Raw genomic sequence first — 20,506 nt, 5'->3', positions numbered from 1 at the left:
AGTTTATTCTCCCTCCAACATTTGTAAGTATCTCTCTTCTACACGTTCTCTTCTGCAATGCTCTGCCGTAACAATCGCATTGATCCGATCACATGCTTTGGAGACCTCGTCGTTTTCTACTACATAATCGTACAGGTGCATCATTTCCAGTTCTTCTCTCGCTTTTAACACACGGTCAGCAATAATGTCAGATGCTTCTGTACCTCTTCCGATCAAACGGGTTTCCAGATCGCTTAAGCTTGGAGGTGCAAGGAAAATGAACAGGCCGTTCGGTACTTTTTCACGCACTTGCGCTGCACCGACTACTTCAATTTCCAGGAATACATCGCGGCCTGCATCCAATGTTGCGTTGACATAGTCAAGCGGAGTTCCATAGTAGTTTCCTACGTATTCTGCGTATTCAAGCAGTTTGCCTTCGCCGATCATTTCTTCAAATACCTCTTTTGAGCGGAAGAAGTAGTCGACGCCGTCCACTTCCCCTTCCCGCGGGTTTCTGGTGGTCATGGATATGGAATATTCGTAATTAGTATCCGGGCTTGAGAAAAGTTCTTTCCGAACGGTTCCCTTTCCGACGCCGGATGGACCAGAAAGGACGATTAGGAGTCCTCGATGTTTGTACATGTAATCCCTCTTTGTATATGTATTCATTCGCACGTCATACCTCTGATGCGCCGTTGATTTGCGCTTCAGGCGGACGCTTTCCCGAGGGCGTGGCCCGAGCCGCTTCCCTCAATTCGTTCAGTCCAGGGTCTCGAACTCACGCTAATCCTCCGGGAGTCGCCGCCTTACGCTCCAATCAACTGGAGACGCTTCTAAACATAGAACTTTAACAAGAAAGTCAATTTACTACTTGAATTTTATCGTTAAACTGAAAAGGCCCATGTGTGCAATCTGTTCATATTATACCATAATCATACGATGAGTGCTAAAATGGAACAAAACGAAATGAAAGAGGAATCCGTATGGCATTTGATGGTTTATTTACGAAAGCTATAGTAAGCGAACTGCAGCAACTGAAGACTGGCCGGATTTCGAAGATTCATCAGCCGAACTCACAGGAAATTATATTCCAGATCCGGGCCAACAATAAAAATCATAAATTATTAGTATCGCTGCACCCTTCTTTTTCGCGTCTGCAGCTGACCGATGAGGTATTAACTAATCCGCAGGAGCCCCCTTTATTTTGCATGGTGCTGCGAAAACAGCTCGAAGGCGGAATGATTACGTCAATTAAACAGCATGAAACAGACCGCATTGTAACTATTAGTGTCCAGGCGCGAAATGAACTGGGTGATCAGATTGAACGGAAGCTGGTCATTGAGATTATGGGCCGGCACAGTAATTTAATTTTACTGGATGCATCGCGTGATATGATCATCGACAGTATGAAACACTTGCCGCCTTCCGTAAACAGTTATCGGACCGTATTACCCGGACAGCCTTATATTCCGGCACCGCCGCAAGATAAATTGAATCCTTTTGAAGTAACAGAAACTGAATTCAGCGAAATTGCGGGCACACTGCAAGAGCCAAAAGATATCGTGCGCCGATTTTCCGGTTTTTCTCCACTGACCGCGGCGGAACTGCTGTACCGTTTGGATAATCAAGCCTTATTCAGCATTTGGCAGTCGTTTCTGCAAAGCTTCTCTGCCGAATCAATGAAACCGACTGTCGTGGAAAATGACAGAAAGACCGTATTTTCCGCGGTGGAACTTACACACGCAGAAGGTACTGCACAGTCATTTTCCACACTGGGCGACCTGCTTGATAAGGTATACTTTGCCCGCGCGGAACGGGAACGGGTAAAATCGCAGGCAATCGACCTGGAACGCTGGTTATCAAATGAAATTGCTAAACTGGAAAACAAAATGAAGAAACTGCAAAAAGAACAGGAAACAGCACAGGATCTTGATACATTAAAGCTGTACGGTGAACTATTGACAGCAAACAGTTATATGCTGCAAAAAGGTGATAAAGAAGTGACGGTGGACAATTACTATGAACAAGGCACCGTTGTCACTATCCCGCTTGATCCGAGAAAATCGCCAATCGATAATGCGCAGCGCTATTTCTCACGCTATTCAAAAGCTAAAACAGCTCTCGTCCGGATAGCAGAGCAGCTGGAAAAAACTAAAGACGATATTGAATACTTCGAAATGGTCAGACAGCAAGTGTACCAAGCTTCCCCCATTGATATAGAAGAAATACGTGAAGAACTGGTGGATCTCGGATTTATGCGTGCAAGAAAAAGCAAAAAGAAAGTCAAAGCGAAGAAGCCGAAGCCGGAATCATTCGTATCGTCTGCCGGCATCCCGATCTCCGTCGGAAAAAATAATAAACAAAATGATTATTTGACTTTCAAACTGTCAGCCCGGGATCATATATGGCTGCACACGAAAGATATCCCCGGCTCCCACGTTGTCATACATGACGCCGAACCGGATGCACAGACGATTGAAGAAGCTGCGGGACTTTCCGCTTACTTCAGTAAAGCAAGGGAGTCCTCCTCTGTACCTGTCGATTACACAGCAGTCCGTCACGTAAAGAAACCTTCAGGCGCCAAACCTGGCTTCGTCATTTACTTTGAACAGAAAACAGTATTTGTTACGCCGGATGAAGATTTAGTGCGGAAACTGCGGAAATAAAAATGAGAGAGAACAGTTAATCGGTCTTCTAATCTTTCTATCCAATAAAAAACGGTCCCCGTCATGGGAACCGTTTTTTTTTACAGTGTGCCTGCTTTAAGTTTCGTATGCCAGTCCATCAATTCTTTCATAGACTCTTCCTTAATCGCGCCTTCTTCTTTCGCCACTTCTGCCAGCGCAGCGAAATTCGTTAAGCTGTGATACGAAAGGTTGGCTTCTGCAAATTTTTCATCCGCTTTTTGCAATTCGTATGTAAAAATCGAAACAATGCCGCTCACTTCTACGCCTTCTGAAAGAAGTGCATTCGCTGCGTTCAAGCTGCTGCCGCCGGTTGAAATCAAATCTTCAATAATAACTGCTTTTGCGTCCGGCTCGATTTTACCTTCGATTTGACGGCTTTTTCCATGCGCTTTTGCAGTGGAGCGAATATAAACCATCGGCAATTTTAAAATATCAGCCACCCATGCAGCGTGCGGGATACCTGCAGTTGCAGTACCTGCGATCACTGTAGCTTCAGGGTAGTGGACGCGAATCAATGCCGCAAGACCTTCTGCAATTTCTTTGCGTCCTACAGGATCTGCCATTGTCAGGCGGTTATCACAGTAGATCGGTGATTGAATTCCGGAAGCCCACGTGAACGGCTCTTCAGGATTTAGCGCTACTGCACCTACATTGAGCAGGATTTGTGCTGTCTCTTTTTCTCTGTTCATGAAGTGATTCCCTCCCACAATGTGTTAACTTTTTGATACGCTTCGAGCGGGTTAACGGCACCTATGATGGCACGGCCGACGACAATATGTGTCGAGCCTTCCTGCCATGCTTTTGCAGGGGTCGCCACGCGCTTCTGATCATGGACATCGCCTTGTGCAAGGCGGATACCTGGCGTTACTTTGAAAAACTCCTTGCCGCATACTTCTTCAATAATTTTTGCTTCCTGCACTGAGCAGACAACCCCATCCAAATGAGCAGATGAAGCCAACTTTGCATAATGTTCGACAGACTCTCGAAGCGGCACACTGATCAATTGCTCTTCCCTCACCTGACGTTCGTCGGTAGATGTCAGCTGGGTAACAGCAAGCAATGCAGGACGCTGCGCACCTGCCGCTGTACCTGCATCCAAGCCTTCTAATGCCGCTTCCATCATTGCCTTGCCTCCCGCCGCGTGGACGTTGACCATATCCACTTCCAGTGAAGCCAAAACTTTCATCGCAGATTTCACAGTGTTTGGAATGTCATGCAATTTCAAGTCCAGAAAGATGGAATATCCTTCTTCCTTCAATCGTGCAATCATGGCGGGGCCTTCTTTATAATATAATTCCATTCCTACTTTGACATTGACCGAGTGATCAAATGCTTGCAGAAAGTCGAATGTTTTTTCAGCTGAATCAAAATCTAGCGCGATAATTGGGGAGCGGTTCATACGCGATGACTCCTTCCGATCAATTCTGAAATATGGTCTATTCCCAGTTCATCCAATTTTGCAGGCAACTGGTCAATAATAGCAGGACAGACAAACGGATCTACGAAGTTTGCAGTCCCTACCGCCACTGCACTGGCGCCGACTGATAAAAAGTCCACGACATCTTGGACGCAAGTGACGCCGCCCATCCCAATGATCGGAATATTGACGACCTGGCTCACTTCATAGACCATGCGGATTGCCACAGGTTTCACAGCTGGCCCGGATAATCCGCCGGTTTTGTTGGCAATGACCGGCTTTCCTGTCTTCTCGTCCAGACGCATACCGACCAATGTATTGATCATAGTAATACCGTCTGCCCCGCCCGCTTCCACAGCCACTGCCATCGCTTGAATATCAGTGACGTTCGGCGACAGTTTCACATATACGGGGACGGATGAAACGGCCTTAACAGCCGCTGTTAATTGCTTCGCTACTTCCGGATCTGTTCCAAATGCAATGCCGCCGCATTTGACGTTTGGGCAGGAGATATTCAGTTCTAACGCATGGACATTTGGCGCCTTTGAAAGTTCTTTCGCCACTTCCACATAGTCCGCAGTTTCAGATCCCGCCACATTCGCGATGATCGGCACATCGAATTTCTCCAGCCACGGAAGTTCATTATCCAGCACGCCTTGTAATCCCGGATTTTGAAGCCCGATAGCATTCAGCATGCCGGCTGCCGTCTCCGCAACACGCGGTGTCGGATTTCCGTAACGTGTTTCTTGTGTCGTCGCTTTAATCATGATAGCGCCCAGCTTTGAAAGATCATATAGATTGCCGTACTCTTTACCGAAACCGAAACAGCCGGATGCCGGCATGATTGGATTTTTCAATTCGAGTCCCGGCAATGTAATCGCCAGTCTGTTCATATCTGCACCACCCCTGCCGGAAATACTGGACCATCTGAACATACTTTGACATACGCTTTATCCGAAGCGTTTTCATTCGTATGGCAGACACAGGCGAAACAAGCACCTATACCGCAGCCCATACGCTGTTCAAATGATAAAAATCCTTTTTTATGGACATATGCTTTTTGTACTGCATCAAGCATCGGCATAGGTCCGCAGCTGTAAAATGTTTCAAAGTCGTCAGATAATCCGCTCATCACATTCGTAACAAACCCTTTTGTTCCGTTACTTCCGTCTACGGTTGCGATATGCGTTTCACCCAATGATGCAAATTCTTCTTCATAGAAAACGACGGAGTCAGTCTCGAAGCCGAGAATGTGGATGCAGTTTACACCTTTTGCCGTGAGCTGTTTGGACAACTCATACAATGGAGGCACGCCGATTCCGCCGCCGATTAATACAGCGGTTTGCCCTGCTGCAGTTTCTTCAACCGGAAAACCGTTTCCAAGGGGGCCAAGCACATTGACCGTGTCTCCCTCTCTTTTTTCGGACAGGAGTGAAGTTCCACGTCCTTCTGCCCGGTAGATAATAGTCATTTCATTTAGTTCCGGATTAATTTCCGCTATTGAAATCGGGCGTCTCAGTAATGGTTCAAATGAATCCGATACGCGGATATGGACAAACTGGCCCGGAGAAGTAATTTCTCCGACCAGCTCGCCTGTAAGCTTCATCTCAAAAATATTTTTCGCGATTTCCTGCTGCGATCCGACGGTCATCAAGTCCTGGATGATCATTGAACCACCTGCGGCTGCGGCATTGCTTCCGTCTGGAACGTCATCGATTCAATCACAGACAGCATGGCTGCTGCTGTATCAATAGACGTTAAGCAAGGAACGCCATTTTCCACTGTTTCCCGGCGGATTCTGAAACCATCACGTGCAGGCTGTTTCCCTTTAGTCAGTGTATTGATGACCAACTGCGCCTGTCCTTTTTGAATGACATCGATCAGCGTCAAACCTTCTGTGCCGATTTTACCGACGGTTTTCACTTCGATGTTTTCGGCTTCAAGTGCTTTAGCCGTGCCTTCTGTTGCCATAATGCGGTAGCCGATGTCAATGAAGCGCTTTGCTATTTCAACGATTTCTTCTTTATCTTTGTCAGATACTGTCATTAAGACTGTACCATATTCTTTTACTTCCATACCCGCAGCCACCAGGCCTTTGTATAAGGCTTTTTCCAAAGTGCTGTCTTTCCCCATAACTTCCCCTGTTGATTTCATCTCGGGTCCGAGTGTAATATCTACACGGCGAAGCTTGGCGAATGAGAATACCGGCACTTTTACATAGACTCCGGCCGGCGCTTCTGCCAGACCTCCTGCAAAGCCTTGTTCTGCAATCGACTTGCCCAGAATAGATTGAGTCGCCACATTTGCCATCGGAATATTCGTGATTTTACTCAAGAACGGCACCGTACGGCTCGAACGCGGATTGACTTCAATGACATATACTTGGCCTTCTGAAATGACGAACTGGATATTCAACAGCCCGCGGATATTTAATCCAAGTGCTAAACGTGTTGTGTAATCCGTAATTGTCTCAATCATCGACTGTGACAGGTTTTGCGGCGGATACACAGCAATCGAGTCTCCGGAGTGAACACCCGCGCGTTCAATATGTTCCATGATGCCCGGGATCAATACCGTTTCACCGTCACAGATCGCATCCACTTCGATTTCAGTTCCCGTCAAGTAACGGTCAATCAGTACAGGATGTTCAGGGCTCGCTTTTACCGCGTTCTCCATATAGTGAAGCAATTCTTCTTCATGGTAGACGATTTCCATCGCGCGTCCGCCAAGTACATATGAAGGTCGCACGAGAACCGGATACCCGATTTCAGTTGCAATGACAACTGCTTCAGGGACAGACAGTGCTGTCTTTCCAAGCGGCTGGGGTACGCCGATTTCATGCAGCGCACGCTCAAACTTGTCGCGGTTTTCTGCACGGTCAATATCATCCAATGAAGTTCCAAGAATCGTTACGCCGCGTGCTTCCAGTTCATCCGCCAAGTTGATGGCAGTCTGGCCGCCGAATTGTACAATAACACCTTCAGGCTGCTCGAGATCAATGATGTGCATAACATCTTCAATTGTCAGCGGCTCAAAATAAAGCTTGTCAGAGATGGAGAAGTCCGTTGAAACGGTTTCGGGATTGTTGTTTACAATAATCGCTTCATATCCCGCTTCCTGGATTGCCCATACACAGTGCACTGTGGCATAGTCGAACTCTACGCCCTGACCGATGCGGATCGGGCCTGAGCCTAATACAACCACACTCTTCTTATCTGTTTTTATAGATTCATTTTCTTCTTCATAAGTGCCGTAGAAGTAAGGTGTGTCTGACTCATACTCCCCTGCACATGTATCGACTTTTTTATAGACAGGAGTCATTTCCTGTTCTTTTCTCCAGCTGTATACTTCACGTTCTGTTGTGTTCCATAGTTTCGCAATCGTCACATCTGCAAATCCGAGGCGTTTTGCTTTGTATGCAACAGCCGAATCATATGGGTGATCTTTCAGCGTTTCTTCATAACGAATGATATTGTCGAATTTACGCAGGAAGAATAAATCAATTGCGCTCCATTCGTGCAATGTTTCGATAGTTACACCGCGTCGCAATGCTTCGCCGATAAAGAACAGACGCTCGTCCCCCGCTTTACGGATACGCTTTTCAATCCATTCATCTGACATCTCACCGCCCCCTGGAAGTGACAGATCAAACTGACCTGTTTCCAATGAACGGACTGCTTTCATAATGGATTCTTCAAATGTACGGCCCATTGCCATGACTTCGCCTGTTGCCTTCATTTGTGTGCCAAGGTTACGCTTAGCCGATTCAAATTTATCGAAAGGCCAGCGCGGGATTTTCGTTACTACATAGTCAAGTGTCGGCTCAAAGCAGGCATATGTATTGCCTGTTACAGGATTCATCATTTCATCAAGCGTCAAACCGACAGCAATTTTTGCCGCAAGTTTTGCGATTGGATAACCCGTCGCTTTGGATGCCAGAGCAGACGAACGGCTGACACGCGGATTCACTTCAATGATGTAATAATCAAAACTGTCCGGGTCAAGCGCCAGCTGTACGTTACAGCCGCCTTCAATTTTCAGTTTGCGAATAATATTCAATGAAACATTGCGCAGCATCTGATTTTCACGGTCTGTTAACGTCTGGCATGGTGCCGTTACGATAGAATCACCAGTGTGGATCCCCACAGCATCGACGTTCTCCATATTACATACGACAATTGCATTATCTGCTGAGTCACGCATTACTTCATATTCAATTTCCTTGAAGCCCGCGATGGATTTTTCCAATAGACATTGTGTAACCGGGCTGTATTTTAACCCGCTCGCAACGATTTCTTCCAAGTCTTCATCGTTGTAGCAGATTCCTCCGCCGGTTCCGCCTAATGTGAAGGCAGGACGTACGATGACAGGATAGCCAATTTCATTGACGAACGCATACGCCTCATCCAGATTATGGATGATTTCACTTTCTGGAACAGGTTCTCCCATTTCATTCATCAATGTACGGAATAAGTCGCGGTCTTCTGCTTTATGAATGGCATCCAGCTTCGTGCCAAGGATCTCAATTCCCAGTTCATCAAGAATGCCTGATTCATGCAGTTCAATTGCCATGTTCAGTCCAGTTTGTCCGCCAAGTGTAGCGAGCAATGCATCGGGACGCTCTTTACGGATGATGCGGCTGACGAATTCCAGCGTAATGGGTTCAATATAAACTTTGTCGGCAATTTCCGTATCTGTCATGATAGTGGCAGGGTTAGAGTTGATCAGAATGACACGGTACCCCTCTTCTTTCAGTGACAGACATGCTTGTGTGCCTGCATAGTCAAATTCTGCTGCTTGGCCAATAACAATCGGGCCGGAACCAATAACAAGAATGGATTTAATATCAGTACGTTTAGGCATTAGTATTCTCCTTTCGGTTGCTTGCAGTCATTAATTGAATGAAACGTTCAAACAAATAGCTGGAATCCTGAGGTCCCGGTGATGCTTCAGGATGGAATTGTACAGAGAATGCTTCCAGCTGTTCGCTGCGAAGACCTTCTACGCAATTATCATTCAGGGCTCTATGTGTTACTTCAAGGCCAGTGCCTTCTAAAGAGTCTTCCAGCACTTCATAACCATGGCTCTGAGATGTCAGGTCTGTACGGTTTGTGTTCAGGTCTTTTACCGGGTAATTTCCGCCGATATGGCTGTTTGTCATTTTTGCAGTTTTGGCACCGCAGGCAAGCGCGAGCAATTGATGGCCAAGTCCAATGCCGAAGATCGGTTTTTTGCCAAGCAATTCTTTAATAGTTTCAACTGCACCTTCAACATCTTCAGGGTTGCCGGGGCCATTCGACAGAAGAATTCCATCCGGAAATAATGCCTGAATTTGTTTTGCTGATGTATCGTAAGGCACGACAATTACGTCGCAGTCCTTTTTATTTAATTCGCGTAAAATACCGTGTTTGATGCCGTAGTCAATAGCTACAACGCGTTTGCCCAAGCCCGGGCTCGGGTACGGACGCTTCGTGGATACTTTTGCCACCAAATCTTTTGGCAGTTCGTATTGCTGAAGCTCTGCAACGGTTGCATCTGTATCGACGTCTTCTCCTGCAGCAGTCAGTTTCCCCCGCAGTGCGCCTTTCTCACGCAGCAGACGTGTCAGTTTGCGCGTATCAATTTCCTGAATACCCGGAATACCTTTTAACGTAAGCAAGTCACCGAGTGTCATACCGCTGCGGAAGTTGGAAGGCTCGTCCGCCAGTTCTCTGACAACCAGGCCGTTAATAGCCAGATCGATGGATTCATAGTCATCCCGGTTAATACCGTAGTTACCGATTAACGGATATGTCATGACAAGTATTTGTCCGCATCCTGATGGGTTGGAGATTGTTTCTTGATAGCCTGTCATTCCAGTGGCAAATACTGCCTCTCCCACTGAAGCACTGTCTGCCCCAAATGCCTTACCTTCAAAAATAGAGCCGTCTTCTAATACTAAGTATCTTTTTTTCATCATTGACCATCCTTCCACACGATGTTTCCACCGAAAATTGTCATTGCAGGCCATCCCGCGCACTCCACGCCGTCAAATGGTGTGTTCTTCCCTTTTGAAACAAATGTCGTACGGTCGATTTTCTGCTGTTTTTCCAAATCAATCAATACCAGATCCGCTTCAGCACCCACTTCAAGTCTTCCGTATGGCAAGTTGAAAACTTCTGCCGGCTTGACTGTCATCCAGTCCAGCAATTGCTTCAGCGTCCAATGACCAGGCTTGACGAAGTTTGTATATAGCAGCGGGAATGCTGTTTCAAACCCTGTAATACCGAATGGTGCTTTTGCGATCCCGACTGCCTTTTCATCCGCTGTATGCGGTGCATGATCTGTCGCGATGCAATCCAGTGTGCCATCCATTAATCCTTCACGCAGTGCGTCACGGTCCTCTACGGAACGAAGCGGCGGATTCATCTTCCAATCTGCATCGTCACCGGGCACATCATCTTCTGTCAGCAATAAGTGGTGCGGGCTGACTTCTCCTGTCACACGAATACCTGCTTTTTTTGCATCTCGGATCGCGCGCACAGACTCCTTTGTACTGACGTGGCATACGTGGTAATGTGCGCCCGCTGCTTCCGCAAGCAGAATATCCCGTGCGATATGTACGGATTCCGCAATAGAAGGAATTCCCGGCAAGCCCAGCTCTTTATTGCGCTTTCCTTCGTGCATGGCGCCGCCGTAGATTAACGTATTATCCTCACAGTGCGCAACAATCGGCATGTCGATTGCCGCAGCATCCTGCATTGCTTCATACATCATGCCGGCCTCCTGTACCCCTACTCCGTCATCTGTAAAAGCGAAGGCGCCATGTTCTTTTAATTCAGAAAGATTTGTGCGTTCTTTTCCCGCTTCTCTAATCGTAATAGAGGCATAAGGAAGCACACGGATTTTTGCATTGTTTTCAATTAATGTATTTATCTTTTCAAGATTTTCTTTTGTATCGGGTACAGGGCGTGTGTTGGGCATTGCACAGATTGTCGTATAACCGCCTTTTGCTGCTGCATATGTACCTGTTTCGATTGTTTCTTTATGTTCGCCGCCCGGCTCGCGTAAGTGTACGTGCACATCGATGAAGCCAGGTGATACGAGAAGCCCTTTACCTTCAATCACTTCACAGCCGTCTGTTGCCAGCCCGCTGCCGATTTCTGCAATTTTTCCGTCTTGGATCCGGATATCCGTTTCGACCATTCCGCCTTCTTCATTGACCATTTGCACTTGTTGAATTAACGTGTTCATATTACTTCCGTCCCTTCAAAATAAGTTCTAGAACAGCCGCCCGAATATAGACGCCGTTTTCTACCTGTTTAAAAATACGTGATTGCGGACTTTCTATTAAACAATCTGCTATTTCCACGTCCCGGTTTACCGGAGCAGGGTGCATAATGATTGCGCCTTTTTTCATCTTGGCTGCACGCTCTACGGTCAGACCGTATTGCTCGTGATAGGCAGCTTTCGTATACGCCATTTCTGTATTGTGACGCTCGTGCTGTACGCGCAGAAGCATGACTACATCGCTCGTTTCAATAACCTCGTCCCAATTATCCACACTGTCAAATTCTCCTGCCCATTCAGGCGGGCAAAGGAAGGTGACTTCTGCACCAAGTTTTCGCAAAGCTTCTGCATTTGAACGGGCTACCCGGCTGTGGGCAATATCTCCCGCAATCAGAACCTTCAACCCTTCAAATCTGCCGAATTCTTCCTGTATGGTGAACAGGTCCAGCAGAGACTGCGTAGGGTGCTGACCTGATCCGTCGCCTGCATTGATGATGGCAACGTTTGTCCGTTCGATTAATTCTTCATAGAAGCCATCGGAAGGATGACGGATCACAAGTGCATCCAACCCAATTGCTTCCAATGTTCTAATCGTATCATATAAAGTTTCCCCTTTTAGAGTGCTGGAAAAACTCGTTTCAAACGGGATGATTTGCGCGCCTACTTTTCGTTCCGCCATTTCAAAGCTAGTTTTCGTTCTGGTGCTCGGTTCAAAAAACAAGTTACTTACGGTGTAAGTACCCGGTAATTCACGGAAGCCCAGCCGCTTGAAAATTGTTGCCCGGTCAAGTATGAGCATAATTTCTTCAACTGTCAGGTCTTTCATTGAAACTAAATGTTCCATCGGATGTTCCCCCTTCACGAAGTGCAGGCACTGCTATTGGTACTGCTGTATTCCATCTGTTTTTTATTCTTCCTCATCCATTAATGTGTCGTTTGTTTTACCCGGCAGCACCAGATTCAGCAAGACGCCGACGATTGCCGCAAGCGCCATTCCGCCCACTTGGAACGTAGGGCTGATGTTAATGGTTGCGCCGCCAATGCCGATGACTAAAATGATGGATGCGATCACCAGATTCCGCTGGTTATCAAAATCAATTTTATGGTCAATCAGCATACGAATTCCCGATGATGCGATGATTCCGAATAACAGGATGGAGATTCCGCCCAGTACTGCTGCAGGAATCGTTGCAATGAGTGCCATGACTTTCCCTACGAAAGAAAACATAATGGCGAATACTGCTGCTCCTAAAATAACGTACACACTGTATACTTTTGTAATCGCGAGGACACCGATGTTTTCTCCATAGGTAGTTTTTGGCGGTCCTCCGACCATTCCGCTGATCAGTGTGCCCAAACCATCACCAAGCAGTGATCTGTGCAATCCTGGGTTTTCAATATAATTTCGTTCCACCACTTTCCCCAGTACTAACTGATGCCCTATATGTTCAGAAATGGTGACGATTGCTATTGGCACCATAATAATGAGCAATGTCGGAGTGACGGCAAACTCGTAATCAATTCCCGGAATCAGCATCTCCGGTACAGCAAACCATTCCGCTTCTGCCACCTTTGTGAAATCGAGGATTCCTACGAAGGCGGAGTAGATGTAGCCAACGATAATGCCTATCAGAACCGGCATCAGGCTGATAATCCCTTTAAAGAACATCAGGCAGAACACTGCGGACCCGAGTGTGACAAGAGCAGCGGAAAAATGCAATCCGCTGTATATTTCTTCTTCACCGACCGTAATCATGCTTGCCATATTGACCGCAGTCGGCGCAAGTGCCAATCCGATGACCATGATGACCGGTCCGACTACAATCGGCGGTAATAATTTCATAATCCATTTATATCCGGTCTTATAAATCAGCAGCGAGACAAGTGCATACACAAGAGCTACGAACATGCTTCCGATCATCGCACTGCCGATGCCGCCCGTCTGTGTCGCCATCTGGATCGGGACGATAAAGGCGAATGAAGAGCCGAGATACGCTGGAACTTGGAACTTCGTAACGAGAATGAATATGATTGTTGCTATTCCGCTTGTTAAAAGCGCGATAGCCGGGCTCAGGCCTACCAGCTGCGGAACTAAAATTGTTGCGCCGAACATAGCGAACATATGCTGTAAACTTAATATCACCCAGCGCCCCGGCTGAGGTTTTTCATGTACATCTAATACTTTACCGTTCATCTGTCTGTTTCCCCCAGCTGCTTATAGTGTGCGTGTATGAATAGCCACGCCGTCGCGGTCGTCTGTTTCTATCATGCTGACAACAACCCGTTCATCGCTCGAAGTCGGAATGTTCTTTCCTACAAAATCGGGCCGAATCGGCAGTTCACGGTGCCCCCTGTCGACAAGAACTGCCAGCTGAATGGAAGAAGGTCTGCCGAGATCCATGATGGCATCCAATGCCGCCCGTACGGTTCTGCCTGTATAGAGGACATCATCTACAAGGATAACTTTCTGATTCGCCACGTCATGTTCGATATTCACTTGCTGTACAAATGCTTCTCCCTGCTGATGCTTTAATTGAAGATCGTCCCGGTACAATGTGATGTCCAGCTCGCCCGTTTTAATGGGTTTGCCTTCAATTTGTTCGATTTTGTCTGACAGCCGTTTAGCCAATATTGCGCCTCTTGTTTTAATGCCGACCAAAATACACTGATCGATGCCTCTGTTCTTTTCAATAATCTCATGTGCAATACGTGTGACGGCCCGTCCGATAGCTTGCTCATCCAGTATTGCTGCTTTTTCAGCCATATCAATGAATCCCCTTTCGATTCCATCTTTTATTCATAAAAAAACCCTCCGGTCAGAAGAGACCGGAGGGCAGACGTGCAGAAAAAAGCATACATCGATTCCTGCCGCAGCAGGCCATCATGTAATTCCGTGCAACCTTCCCAGCCTCTCTGGACTGACTTTAAAGGTATCGCTATTCAATTGCTTTATAGAGTATACATCTTACCCTAAGAGTTTGTCAATGCATATTAGGCACGTAATTCATTTAATAATTTTTGATAACTTTCCGGCAGGGGTGCGGTAAACTCCAGATACTCATCCGTTACAGGATGCTGAAATCCAATTGTTCCCGCATGCAATACTTGTCCACCGAAATCAATGGTTTTCCTTGGACCATATTTCGGATCACCTACAAGCGGATGGCCGATATATTTCATATGCACGCGGATCTGATGGGTTCTGCCTGTTTCCAGCCGGCACTCCACCAATGTATAGGTTCCGAAACGTTCCAATACTTTAAAGTGCGTCACAGCATGTTTGCCGTCATCGACAACCGCCATTCTCTGACGATCACGTTTATCCCGTCCGATTGGCGCATCAATTGTTCCGTTATCATGCGGAATATGTCCGTGAACCAGGGCCGTATAGACACGGGTGACTGATTTGGCAACGAGCTGATTAACGAGCGAGACATGGGCTTTATCATTTTTCGCTACCATCAATAAACCTGATGTGTCTTTATCAATTCGATGAACAATGCCGGGACGCATTACACCATTAATACCTGACAAATCTGTAATCTGATACATTAACCCATTGACAAGCGTGCCGCTTAGATGACCGGGCGACGGATGAACTACCATTCCGACCGGCTTATTGACAATTAACACATCCTGATCTTCGTAGACAATCTCTACATTCAGATTTTCAGGCTCCACGTCATACGCTTCTGCTTCAGGCTGCTCGACAGCCACGATATCTCCTGTCTTCACTTTATAATTCGATTTGACTGAACTGCCGTTTACTTTTACACGCTCTTCTTTCACCCATAATTGGATTTGGGTGCGCGACCAGTCAGGCTGCAGGACAGCTATCGCCTTGTCGATCCGATTACCGGTTTGTTCTTCTGTAATTTCATATTCAAATCTTTCCATTACGACACCTTTTTCTTTTTCTTTTTCTTTTTCTCATCTAGCAGCACATGCAGCAGAATGAGTGCGACAGCTATAGTCAGTGCGGCATCTGCCACATTAAATATCGGAAAATCATAATTAATAACAGGAATTAAGACACTGATGAAATCTACTACTTCTCCTCTTAGCAGCCGGTCGATAAAGTTCCCGATCGCACCGCCGAGCAGCAGCATCAGACTGATGCCTAACAGCCGATCTTTCTTTCCTTCTGTATGGAAAAAATAAATAATAGCTCCTACTACGACAATCGTTACGATGAAGAACAGCCACATCTTTCCTTCAAGCATGCCCCAGGCCGCACCGCGGTTACGGTGAGACAGCAGCGCAATATAAGGATCCAGAACAGAGATATGTTCCCCCAACTCCATATTTTTTACAACCAGCCATTTTGTCAGCTGATCCAGGCCGATGACCAGTACAGCCACTGCATAATAAACGATCACTTCATTACCCTCCGTCCGGCAAATTTCTTCTTTAGTTTACCACAAAATGTACCCTTCATTGCATTTACCGGTCCTGTCATGTAAAAAAAGCAGCCATCATCATCCAGGGATAATGATGGCTGCGCATCAGGATTGCTTACGCATAGTTCTCTTTCACAACAGTTGCGCATCGTGTGCACAATGTCGGATGAGCTGTATCTTCTCCAACTGTCTTGGAGATCGTCCAGCAGCGTTCACATTTTTCGCCTTCAGCAGGTTCAACCAGAACCGTTGCCCGATCCAGTTTCAAAGCATTAGGCAATCCTTCATCCGCGCTTTCTTCAAACGCAGAAACGATAAAGAATTGTGCAAAATCAATGTCTTCAGCTTCCAGAATACCGCGCTCAGCTTCAGGTAATACGACTGTCACTTTGGCTTCCAGTGACTTACCGATTACTTTTGCATTTCGTGCTTCTTCCAGCGCTTTTAAGACATCATCACGGATATCCATCAAGTTGTCGAAACGTTCACGAAGTTTGTCTGCCGCTTCGCCTTTTTGATCAGCTTCCGGCATATCCGTCAACTGGACACTTTCCGCTTCTTCAAAAGCAAGGTTCGTCCACATCTCATCTGCAGTATGCGGCAAGATGGGTGTGATCAGCTTCACCATTGTGATCAGTGTATCGTACATCACTGATTGCATCGCGCGCCGATGCGGGTGATCCGCAGCTTCAATGTACACTACGTCTTTTGCGATATCCAAGTAGAATGAGCTGAGTACACCCGTACAGAAATTATTGATCGCATGGTAAACAACCGGGAATTCATACTGCTCATACGCAGTTAGCACTTCTTCAATCAAATCTTGAAGCTTCACATAGACGTATTGATCGACTGGACGCATATCATCGAAAGCCACACGGTTTGCCGACGGGTTAAAGTCCGCCACGTTACCGTGCAGGAAGCGTACTGTGTTCCGAATCTTCCGGTATACTTCCGAAACCTGTTTGAAGTTTGAATCGGATACACGTACGTCTGCTGTATAGTCAACAGACGATACCCATAGACGCACAATATCGGCGCCCAGCTGATTGATGACTTTTGCCGGAACGATTACATTACCTAAAGATTTACTCATCTTGCGGCCGTCTTTATCTAATGTAAAGCCGTGGCTCAAAACACCTTTATACGGTGCAATACCGTTGATCGCTACGCTTGTCGTCAATGAAGAGTTGAACCATCCGCGGTATTGGTCAGATCCTTCAAGGTATAAATCGGCCGGGTACCGCAGATCATCCCGCTCCTCAAGTACACCCTGATGCGTCGTACCGGAGTCAAACCAGACGTCCATGATGTCCGTCTCTTTCGTAAACTCGCCGTTTGGACTTCCTTCATGCGTGAAGCCTTCAGGCAATAGCTCTTTGGCAGAACGCTCAAACCAGATATTCGATCCGTTCTCACGGAACAGGTCCGCCACATGGCTGATCGTTTCATCTGTCAGAATTGCTTCGCCGTTTTCCGCATAGAAGACCGGAATCGGAACTCCCCATACCCGCTGACGGGAAATACACCAGTCGCCCCGGTCACGGACCATATTGTACAGACGTGTTTCACCCCAAGATGGCGTGAATTTTGTATTGCGGATCGCTTCCAGCAGATCACTTCTGAATAATTCAATCGAAGCGAACCACTGTGCTGTGGCGCGGAAGATCACAGGTTTCTTTGTGCGCCAGTCATGCGGATAAGAGTGAGTGAAGAACGACAGCTTTTGAAGTGCCCCGACTTCTTTCAGCTTCTCGGTTACCGCTTTATTCGCATCTTCATAGAACAATCCTTCGAAGTATGGTGCTTCTTCCGTCATAACACCGCGATCATTGATTGGAGATAATGCATCGATTCCATACGCCTTTGATACGTAGAAGTCATCTTCACCATGCCCAGGCGCCGTGTGTACACAGCCAGTACCTGCATCAGCCGTAACGTGTTCGCCAAGCATAACCAGTGAATCCCGGTCATAGAATGGGTGTCTTGCTGCAATTCGGTCAAGATCAGCACCCTGTACTTCTTTCTCAATAGAATAGTCTTCCCATTCTAATTCTTTTGCTAAATATTCCACTAAGTCCTTTGCTGCCACAAATTTCTCGCCATTCACTTTCACAACTGCATAAGTGAATGCAGGATGTACGGAAATTCCCAAGTTTGCCGGAATTGTCCAAGGAGTTGTTGTCCAGATTAGGAATTTTACATCTTCATCCAGCACACCTTTTCCGTCCCGGATCAGGAAGCTGACATAAATCGACGGAGACTTTTTATCTTGATATTCAATTTCTGCTTCAGCCAATGCAGATTCACTTGACGGTGACCAGTACACCGGCTTCAGACCTTTGTAGATATATCCCTTTTTTGCCATCTCGCCAAATACTTGAATCTGACGGGATTCAAATTCAGGCTTCAATGTGATATACGGATTATCCCAGTCTCCGCGGACACCGAGACGTTTGAACTGCGTACGCTGGTTATCGATTTGATTAAGCGCATACTCTTCACACATTTTACGGAATTCCGCAGTGCTCATTTTCTTGCGGTCGACCCCTTTATTGACCAAAGCCTGCTCGATCGGCAGACCGTGCGTATCCCATCCCGGAACATATGGCGCATGGAATCCTGACATGGATTTATAACGGATAATAAAGTCTTTTAATATTTTGTTGAGTGCGTGGCCCATATGCAAATCACCATTTGCGTATGGCGGGCCGTCATGCAGCACGAAAAACGGACGGCCTGCTGTGCGCTCCTGTACTTTCTGATAAATATTTTTCTCGTTCCATTCTTCCTGCATCTTCGGTTCGTTATTCGGCAAGTTTCCGCGCATTGGGAAGTCTGTTTTCGGCATTAGTAATGTATCTTTATATTCCATTGTAATTCCTCCTTAAATTATGTGAGTTTCAATCGTGCTGTGTTTGAAGAGCAACGTCAGGCTTGGGCCGTTTCTAAACTCCATGGCCCGTTGAACACGAACGCTGTCTGCTGCTTTTTTAATAAACAAAAAACCCCATCCCAAAAAGGGACGAGGCTTATTCTCGCGGTACCACCCTACTTGCAATTGCATACACAATTGCCGCTTAGACACTGGTAACGGCAGTGTAACCGGGGCTCCGCATAAAACAAAGTCCAGCTCAGGAGTGATTTTCCTTGCTGCTTCTCCGCCGGGCTTTCACCATCCCCGGCTCGCTTTGGGTAAAGTCAGTAAGTACTCTTTCCTTCAACGCTTCATTATAACGATTTAGTTGTCATTATAAAAAATGTGTTCGGAAGTTGTCAAGCCTCTTCCACTTTCTCAGGTTTCACTTCATCCAGACTGTCCACATCGGGTATGTCTAATTCTTGCTCTGCCACATTTTCTACACTGGACGTATCAAGCTCATACTTCATCAGCTCGTCCCAGTCTTCTGTGTTGATCATATCCAGCTGCGCTTCGACCATCATCTTAAAACGGCTCTTGAAAACTTTGGACTGCTTTTTCAGCACTTCTACTTCCAGTGCAATTTTTCTCGCCTGGGACAGTGCGTCATTAATCAGACGATCCGCATTTTTTTCTGCTTCCGAAATAATTAACTTAGATTCCTGAACAGAATTTTTACGAACATCTTCCGCAGCTTCCTGTGCAATCAAAATGGACTTTTGCATCGTTTCTTCAATCATATTGAAATGACTGATCTTTACTTCGTGATCTGCAACCTTTTTTTCTAGTTCTTCATTTTTTTTCAGGACGTTTTCATAATCTTTCATGAGCTGCTCAAGGAACTCATTGACTTCATCTTCATCGTAGCCGCGAAACTTTGTGTTAAACGTTTTATTATGTATATCCGTAGGGGTTAAAGCCATAATACGCTTTCTCCTTTCAGTATGCTGTATCAACTTGCATTGTAATCATCTATACTACTTGATTAAACACTACTTTTCTGAAATTATCAAGGATTCTATTTAGACTAACGCCCCGATCATTACACGGATTTTATCTTTTCTCGTACGCCCTTCGATGCTCATGATTCTGAAACGGCCAAATCCCCTGACCGACAGCACATCGTACTCTTCTACTTCGAATGCCTGCTGATCGATCATCGCCCAATTCACTTTCACTTTTTCACCTTTGATAAGGGATGACGCTTTCGCTCTTGAACTGTTCGTCAGTGCTGCAACCACAGTATCCAGACGCAGTGAACTGATAATATGCAGCTCTTCTGCCCACTCTTCTTTTGCATCAATGAAATCTTCAGAGTTCAATACAGGCTCCACGGAAACCTTCACTTTACCAACTTGAGTAAAGTTCACGTGAATATATTCAGACACTTCTGACGCAACTGCAAATTGCACTGCTTCTTCCGTCAATTCGATATCCCCGAACCTCGACCGTTCAATGCCGATTGACAGAAGTGACCCCAGCAATTGAGAATGTTTCAGCGTGACAAATTTTTGCGGATAATTCACCTGATAGATACTGATCTGAAAATCATCTGCTGCCGGTGTGTAATAATCGGGATAAATTAACACACGCTGACGCTCTGCACCGTGAAATCCTCCTTCCGCCGTCAATGTCAAGTCGGAATTTCTGACAATCGATTCTGTAATGAAGCGCTGGCGCGGATCCAAAAATTCCGTTAATTTTGGCGCATACGTATCCTCAACTTCTTTCACCCAGCTATTCACTTTTTCTATAAAAGGCTGTTCCTCTTTACGGAAATGCTGAAACATCGAATCCATTATTTTTATTCTCCTTATACAAAAAAATCCTCACC

General features: G+C 46.3%; 17 protein-coding genes and 1 other annotated feature. Of the genes, 1 reads left to right on the top strand and 16 read right to left on the bottom strand.

Going from position 1 to position 20,506, the window contains the following annotated elements; translation table 11 throughout:
• Positions 1–3 precede the first annotated feature (3 nt).
• Complete coding sequence (gene gmk / locus SporoP37_RS14325) at positions 4–621, bottom strand: guanylate kinase (protein ID WP_081244314.1); 618 nt, start codon at positions 619–621, stop codon at positions 4–6.
• A gap of 341 nt (positions 622–962) precedes the next feature.
• Between gmk and SporoP37_RS14320 the strand changes: the two genes are divergently transcribed.
• On the top strand, positions 963–2,645 hold the full coding sequence (locus tag SporoP37_RS14320; protein WP_085431307.1) for an Rqc2 family fibronectin-binding protein: 1,683 nt from the start codon (positions 963–965) through the stop codon (positions 2,643–2,645).
• Between the two features lie 80 nt (positions 2,646–2,725).
• On the opposite strand, the gene pyrE is transcribed toward SporoP37_RS14320, so the two are convergent.
• The 15 genes from pyrE to SporoP37_RS14240 all read right to left on the bottom strand — a co-directional run bounded on the left by pyrE (position 2,726) and on the right by SporoP37_RS14240 (position 20,471).
• Positions 2,726–3,355, bottom strand: a complete 630-nt coding sequence (pyrE, locus tag SporoP37_RS14315; protein WP_081244312.1) for an orotate phosphoribosyltransferase — start codon at positions 3,353–3,355, stop codon at positions 2,726–2,728.
• Positions 3,352–4,065 (bottom strand): orotidine-5'-phosphate decarboxylase, encoded by a 714-nt coding sequence (gene pyrF, locus SporoP37_RS14310; protein ID WP_085431306.1) that lies wholly within the window; start codon positions 4,063–4,065, stop codon positions 3,352–3,354. Before pyrF ends, pyrE begins: the two co-directional genes overlap by 4 nt.
• Positions 4,062–4,976: a dihydroorotate dehydrogenase gene (locus SporoP37_RS14305; protein ID WP_081244310.1), complete on the bottom strand. Its 915-nt coding sequence runs from the start codon at positions 4,974–4,976 to the stop codon at positions 4,062–4,064. The genes pyrF and SporoP37_RS14305 overlap by 4 nt, the downstream gene beginning before the upstream one ends.
• Positions 4,973–5,752: a dihydroorotate dehydrogenase electron transfer subunit gene (locus tag SporoP37_RS14300; protein WP_081244309.1), complete on the bottom strand. Its 780-nt coding sequence runs from the start codon at positions 5,750–5,752 to the stop codon at positions 4,973–4,975. Before SporoP37_RS14300 ends, SporoP37_RS14305 begins: the two co-directional genes overlap by 4 nt.
• Positions 5,749–8,946 carry a carbamoyl-phosphate synthase large subunit gene (gene carB / locus SporoP37_RS14295; RefSeq protein WP_081244308.1) on the bottom strand — a complete coding sequence of 1,066 codons (3,198 nt, stop codon included), beginning with the start codon at positions 8,944–8,946 and terminating at the stop codon, positions 5,749–5,751. Before carB ends, SporoP37_RS14300 begins: the two co-directional genes overlap by 4 nt.
• Complete coding sequence (locus SporoP37_RS14290; RefSeq protein WP_085431820.1) at positions 8,939–10,039, bottom strand: carbamoyl phosphate synthase small subunit; 1,101 nt, start codon at positions 10,037–10,039, stop codon at positions 8,939–8,941. Before SporoP37_RS14290 ends, carB begins: the two co-directional genes overlap by 8 nt.
• On the bottom strand, positions 10,039–11,316 hold the full coding sequence (locus SporoP37_RS14285; RefSeq protein WP_085431305.1) for a dihydroorotase: 1,278 nt from the start codon (positions 11,314–11,316) through the stop codon (positions 10,039–10,041). Before SporoP37_RS14285 ends, SporoP37_RS14290 begins: the two co-directional genes overlap by 1 nt.
• Position 11,317: 1 nt before the next feature.
• The gene (locus SporoP37_RS14280) at positions 11,318–12,196 is read right to left on the bottom strand and encodes an aspartate carbamoyltransferase catalytic subunit (RefSeq protein ID WP_085431304.1); all 879 of its coding nucleotides are present in this window, start codon (positions 12,194–12,196) and stop codon (positions 11,318–11,320) included.
• 63 nt (positions 12,197–12,259) lie between these two features.
• A complete protein-coding gene (locus SporoP37_RS14275) occupies positions 12,260–13,546 on the bottom strand; it encodes a uracil-xanthine permease family protein (protein WP_081244304.1) in 1,287 nt (428 codons plus the stop codon).
• A 21-nt stretch (positions 13,547–13,567) separates the two neighbouring features.
• Positions 13,568–14,116, bottom strand: coding sequence for a bifunctional pyr operon transcriptional regulator/uracil phosphoribosyltransferase PyrR (gene pyrR, locus SporoP37_RS14270; protein WP_085431303.1), 549 nt, complete (start codon positions 14,114–14,116; stop codon positions 13,568–13,570).
• 227 nt (positions 14,117–14,343) lie between these two features.
• Positions 14,344–15,249, bottom strand: coding sequence for an RluA family pseudouridine synthase (locus SporoP37_RS14265; protein ID WP_081244302.1), 906 nt, complete (start codon positions 15,247–15,249; stop codon positions 14,344–14,346).
• Complete coding sequence (gene lspA, locus SporoP37_RS14260; RefSeq protein WP_085431302.1) at positions 15,249–15,731, bottom strand: signal peptidase II; 483 nt, start codon at positions 15,729–15,731, stop codon at positions 15,249–15,251. Before lspA ends, SporoP37_RS14265 begins: the two co-directional genes overlap by 1 nt.
• Positions 15,732–15,867: 136 nt before the next feature.
• Positions 15,868–18,627 carry an isoleucine--tRNA ligase gene (gene ileS, locus SporoP37_RS14255; protein ID WP_085431301.1) on the bottom strand — a complete coding sequence of 920 codons (2,760 nt, stop codon included), beginning with the start codon at positions 18,625–18,627 and terminating at the stop codon, positions 15,868–15,870.
• 143 nt (positions 18,628–18,770) lie between these two features.
• Positions 18,771–18,985: a binding site (T-box leader), on the bottom strand.
• Between the two features lie 43 nt (positions 18,986–19,028).
• Positions 19,029–19,595 carry a DivIVA domain-containing protein gene (locus SporoP37_RS14245; protein WP_085431300.1) on the bottom strand — a complete coding sequence of 189 codons (567 nt, stop codon included), beginning with the start codon at positions 19,593–19,595 and terminating at the stop codon, positions 19,029–19,031.
• Positions 19,596–19,694: 99 nt separating this feature from the next.
• Positions 19,695–20,471, bottom strand: coding sequence for a YlmH family RNA-binding protein (locus tag SporoP37_RS14240; protein WP_081244297.1), 777 nt, complete (start codon positions 20,469–20,471; stop codon positions 19,695–19,697).
• Positions 20,472–20,506 lie beyond the last annotated feature (35 nt).

The sequence above is a fragment of the Sporosarcina sp. P37 genome (assembly GCF_002109365.1).
GTDB lineage: Bacteria > Bacillota > Bacilli > Bacillales_A > Planococcaceae > Sporosarcina.
Note: the sequence above shows the minus strand (reverse complement) of the source record. Positions and strands in the feature narration are given on the sequence as shown.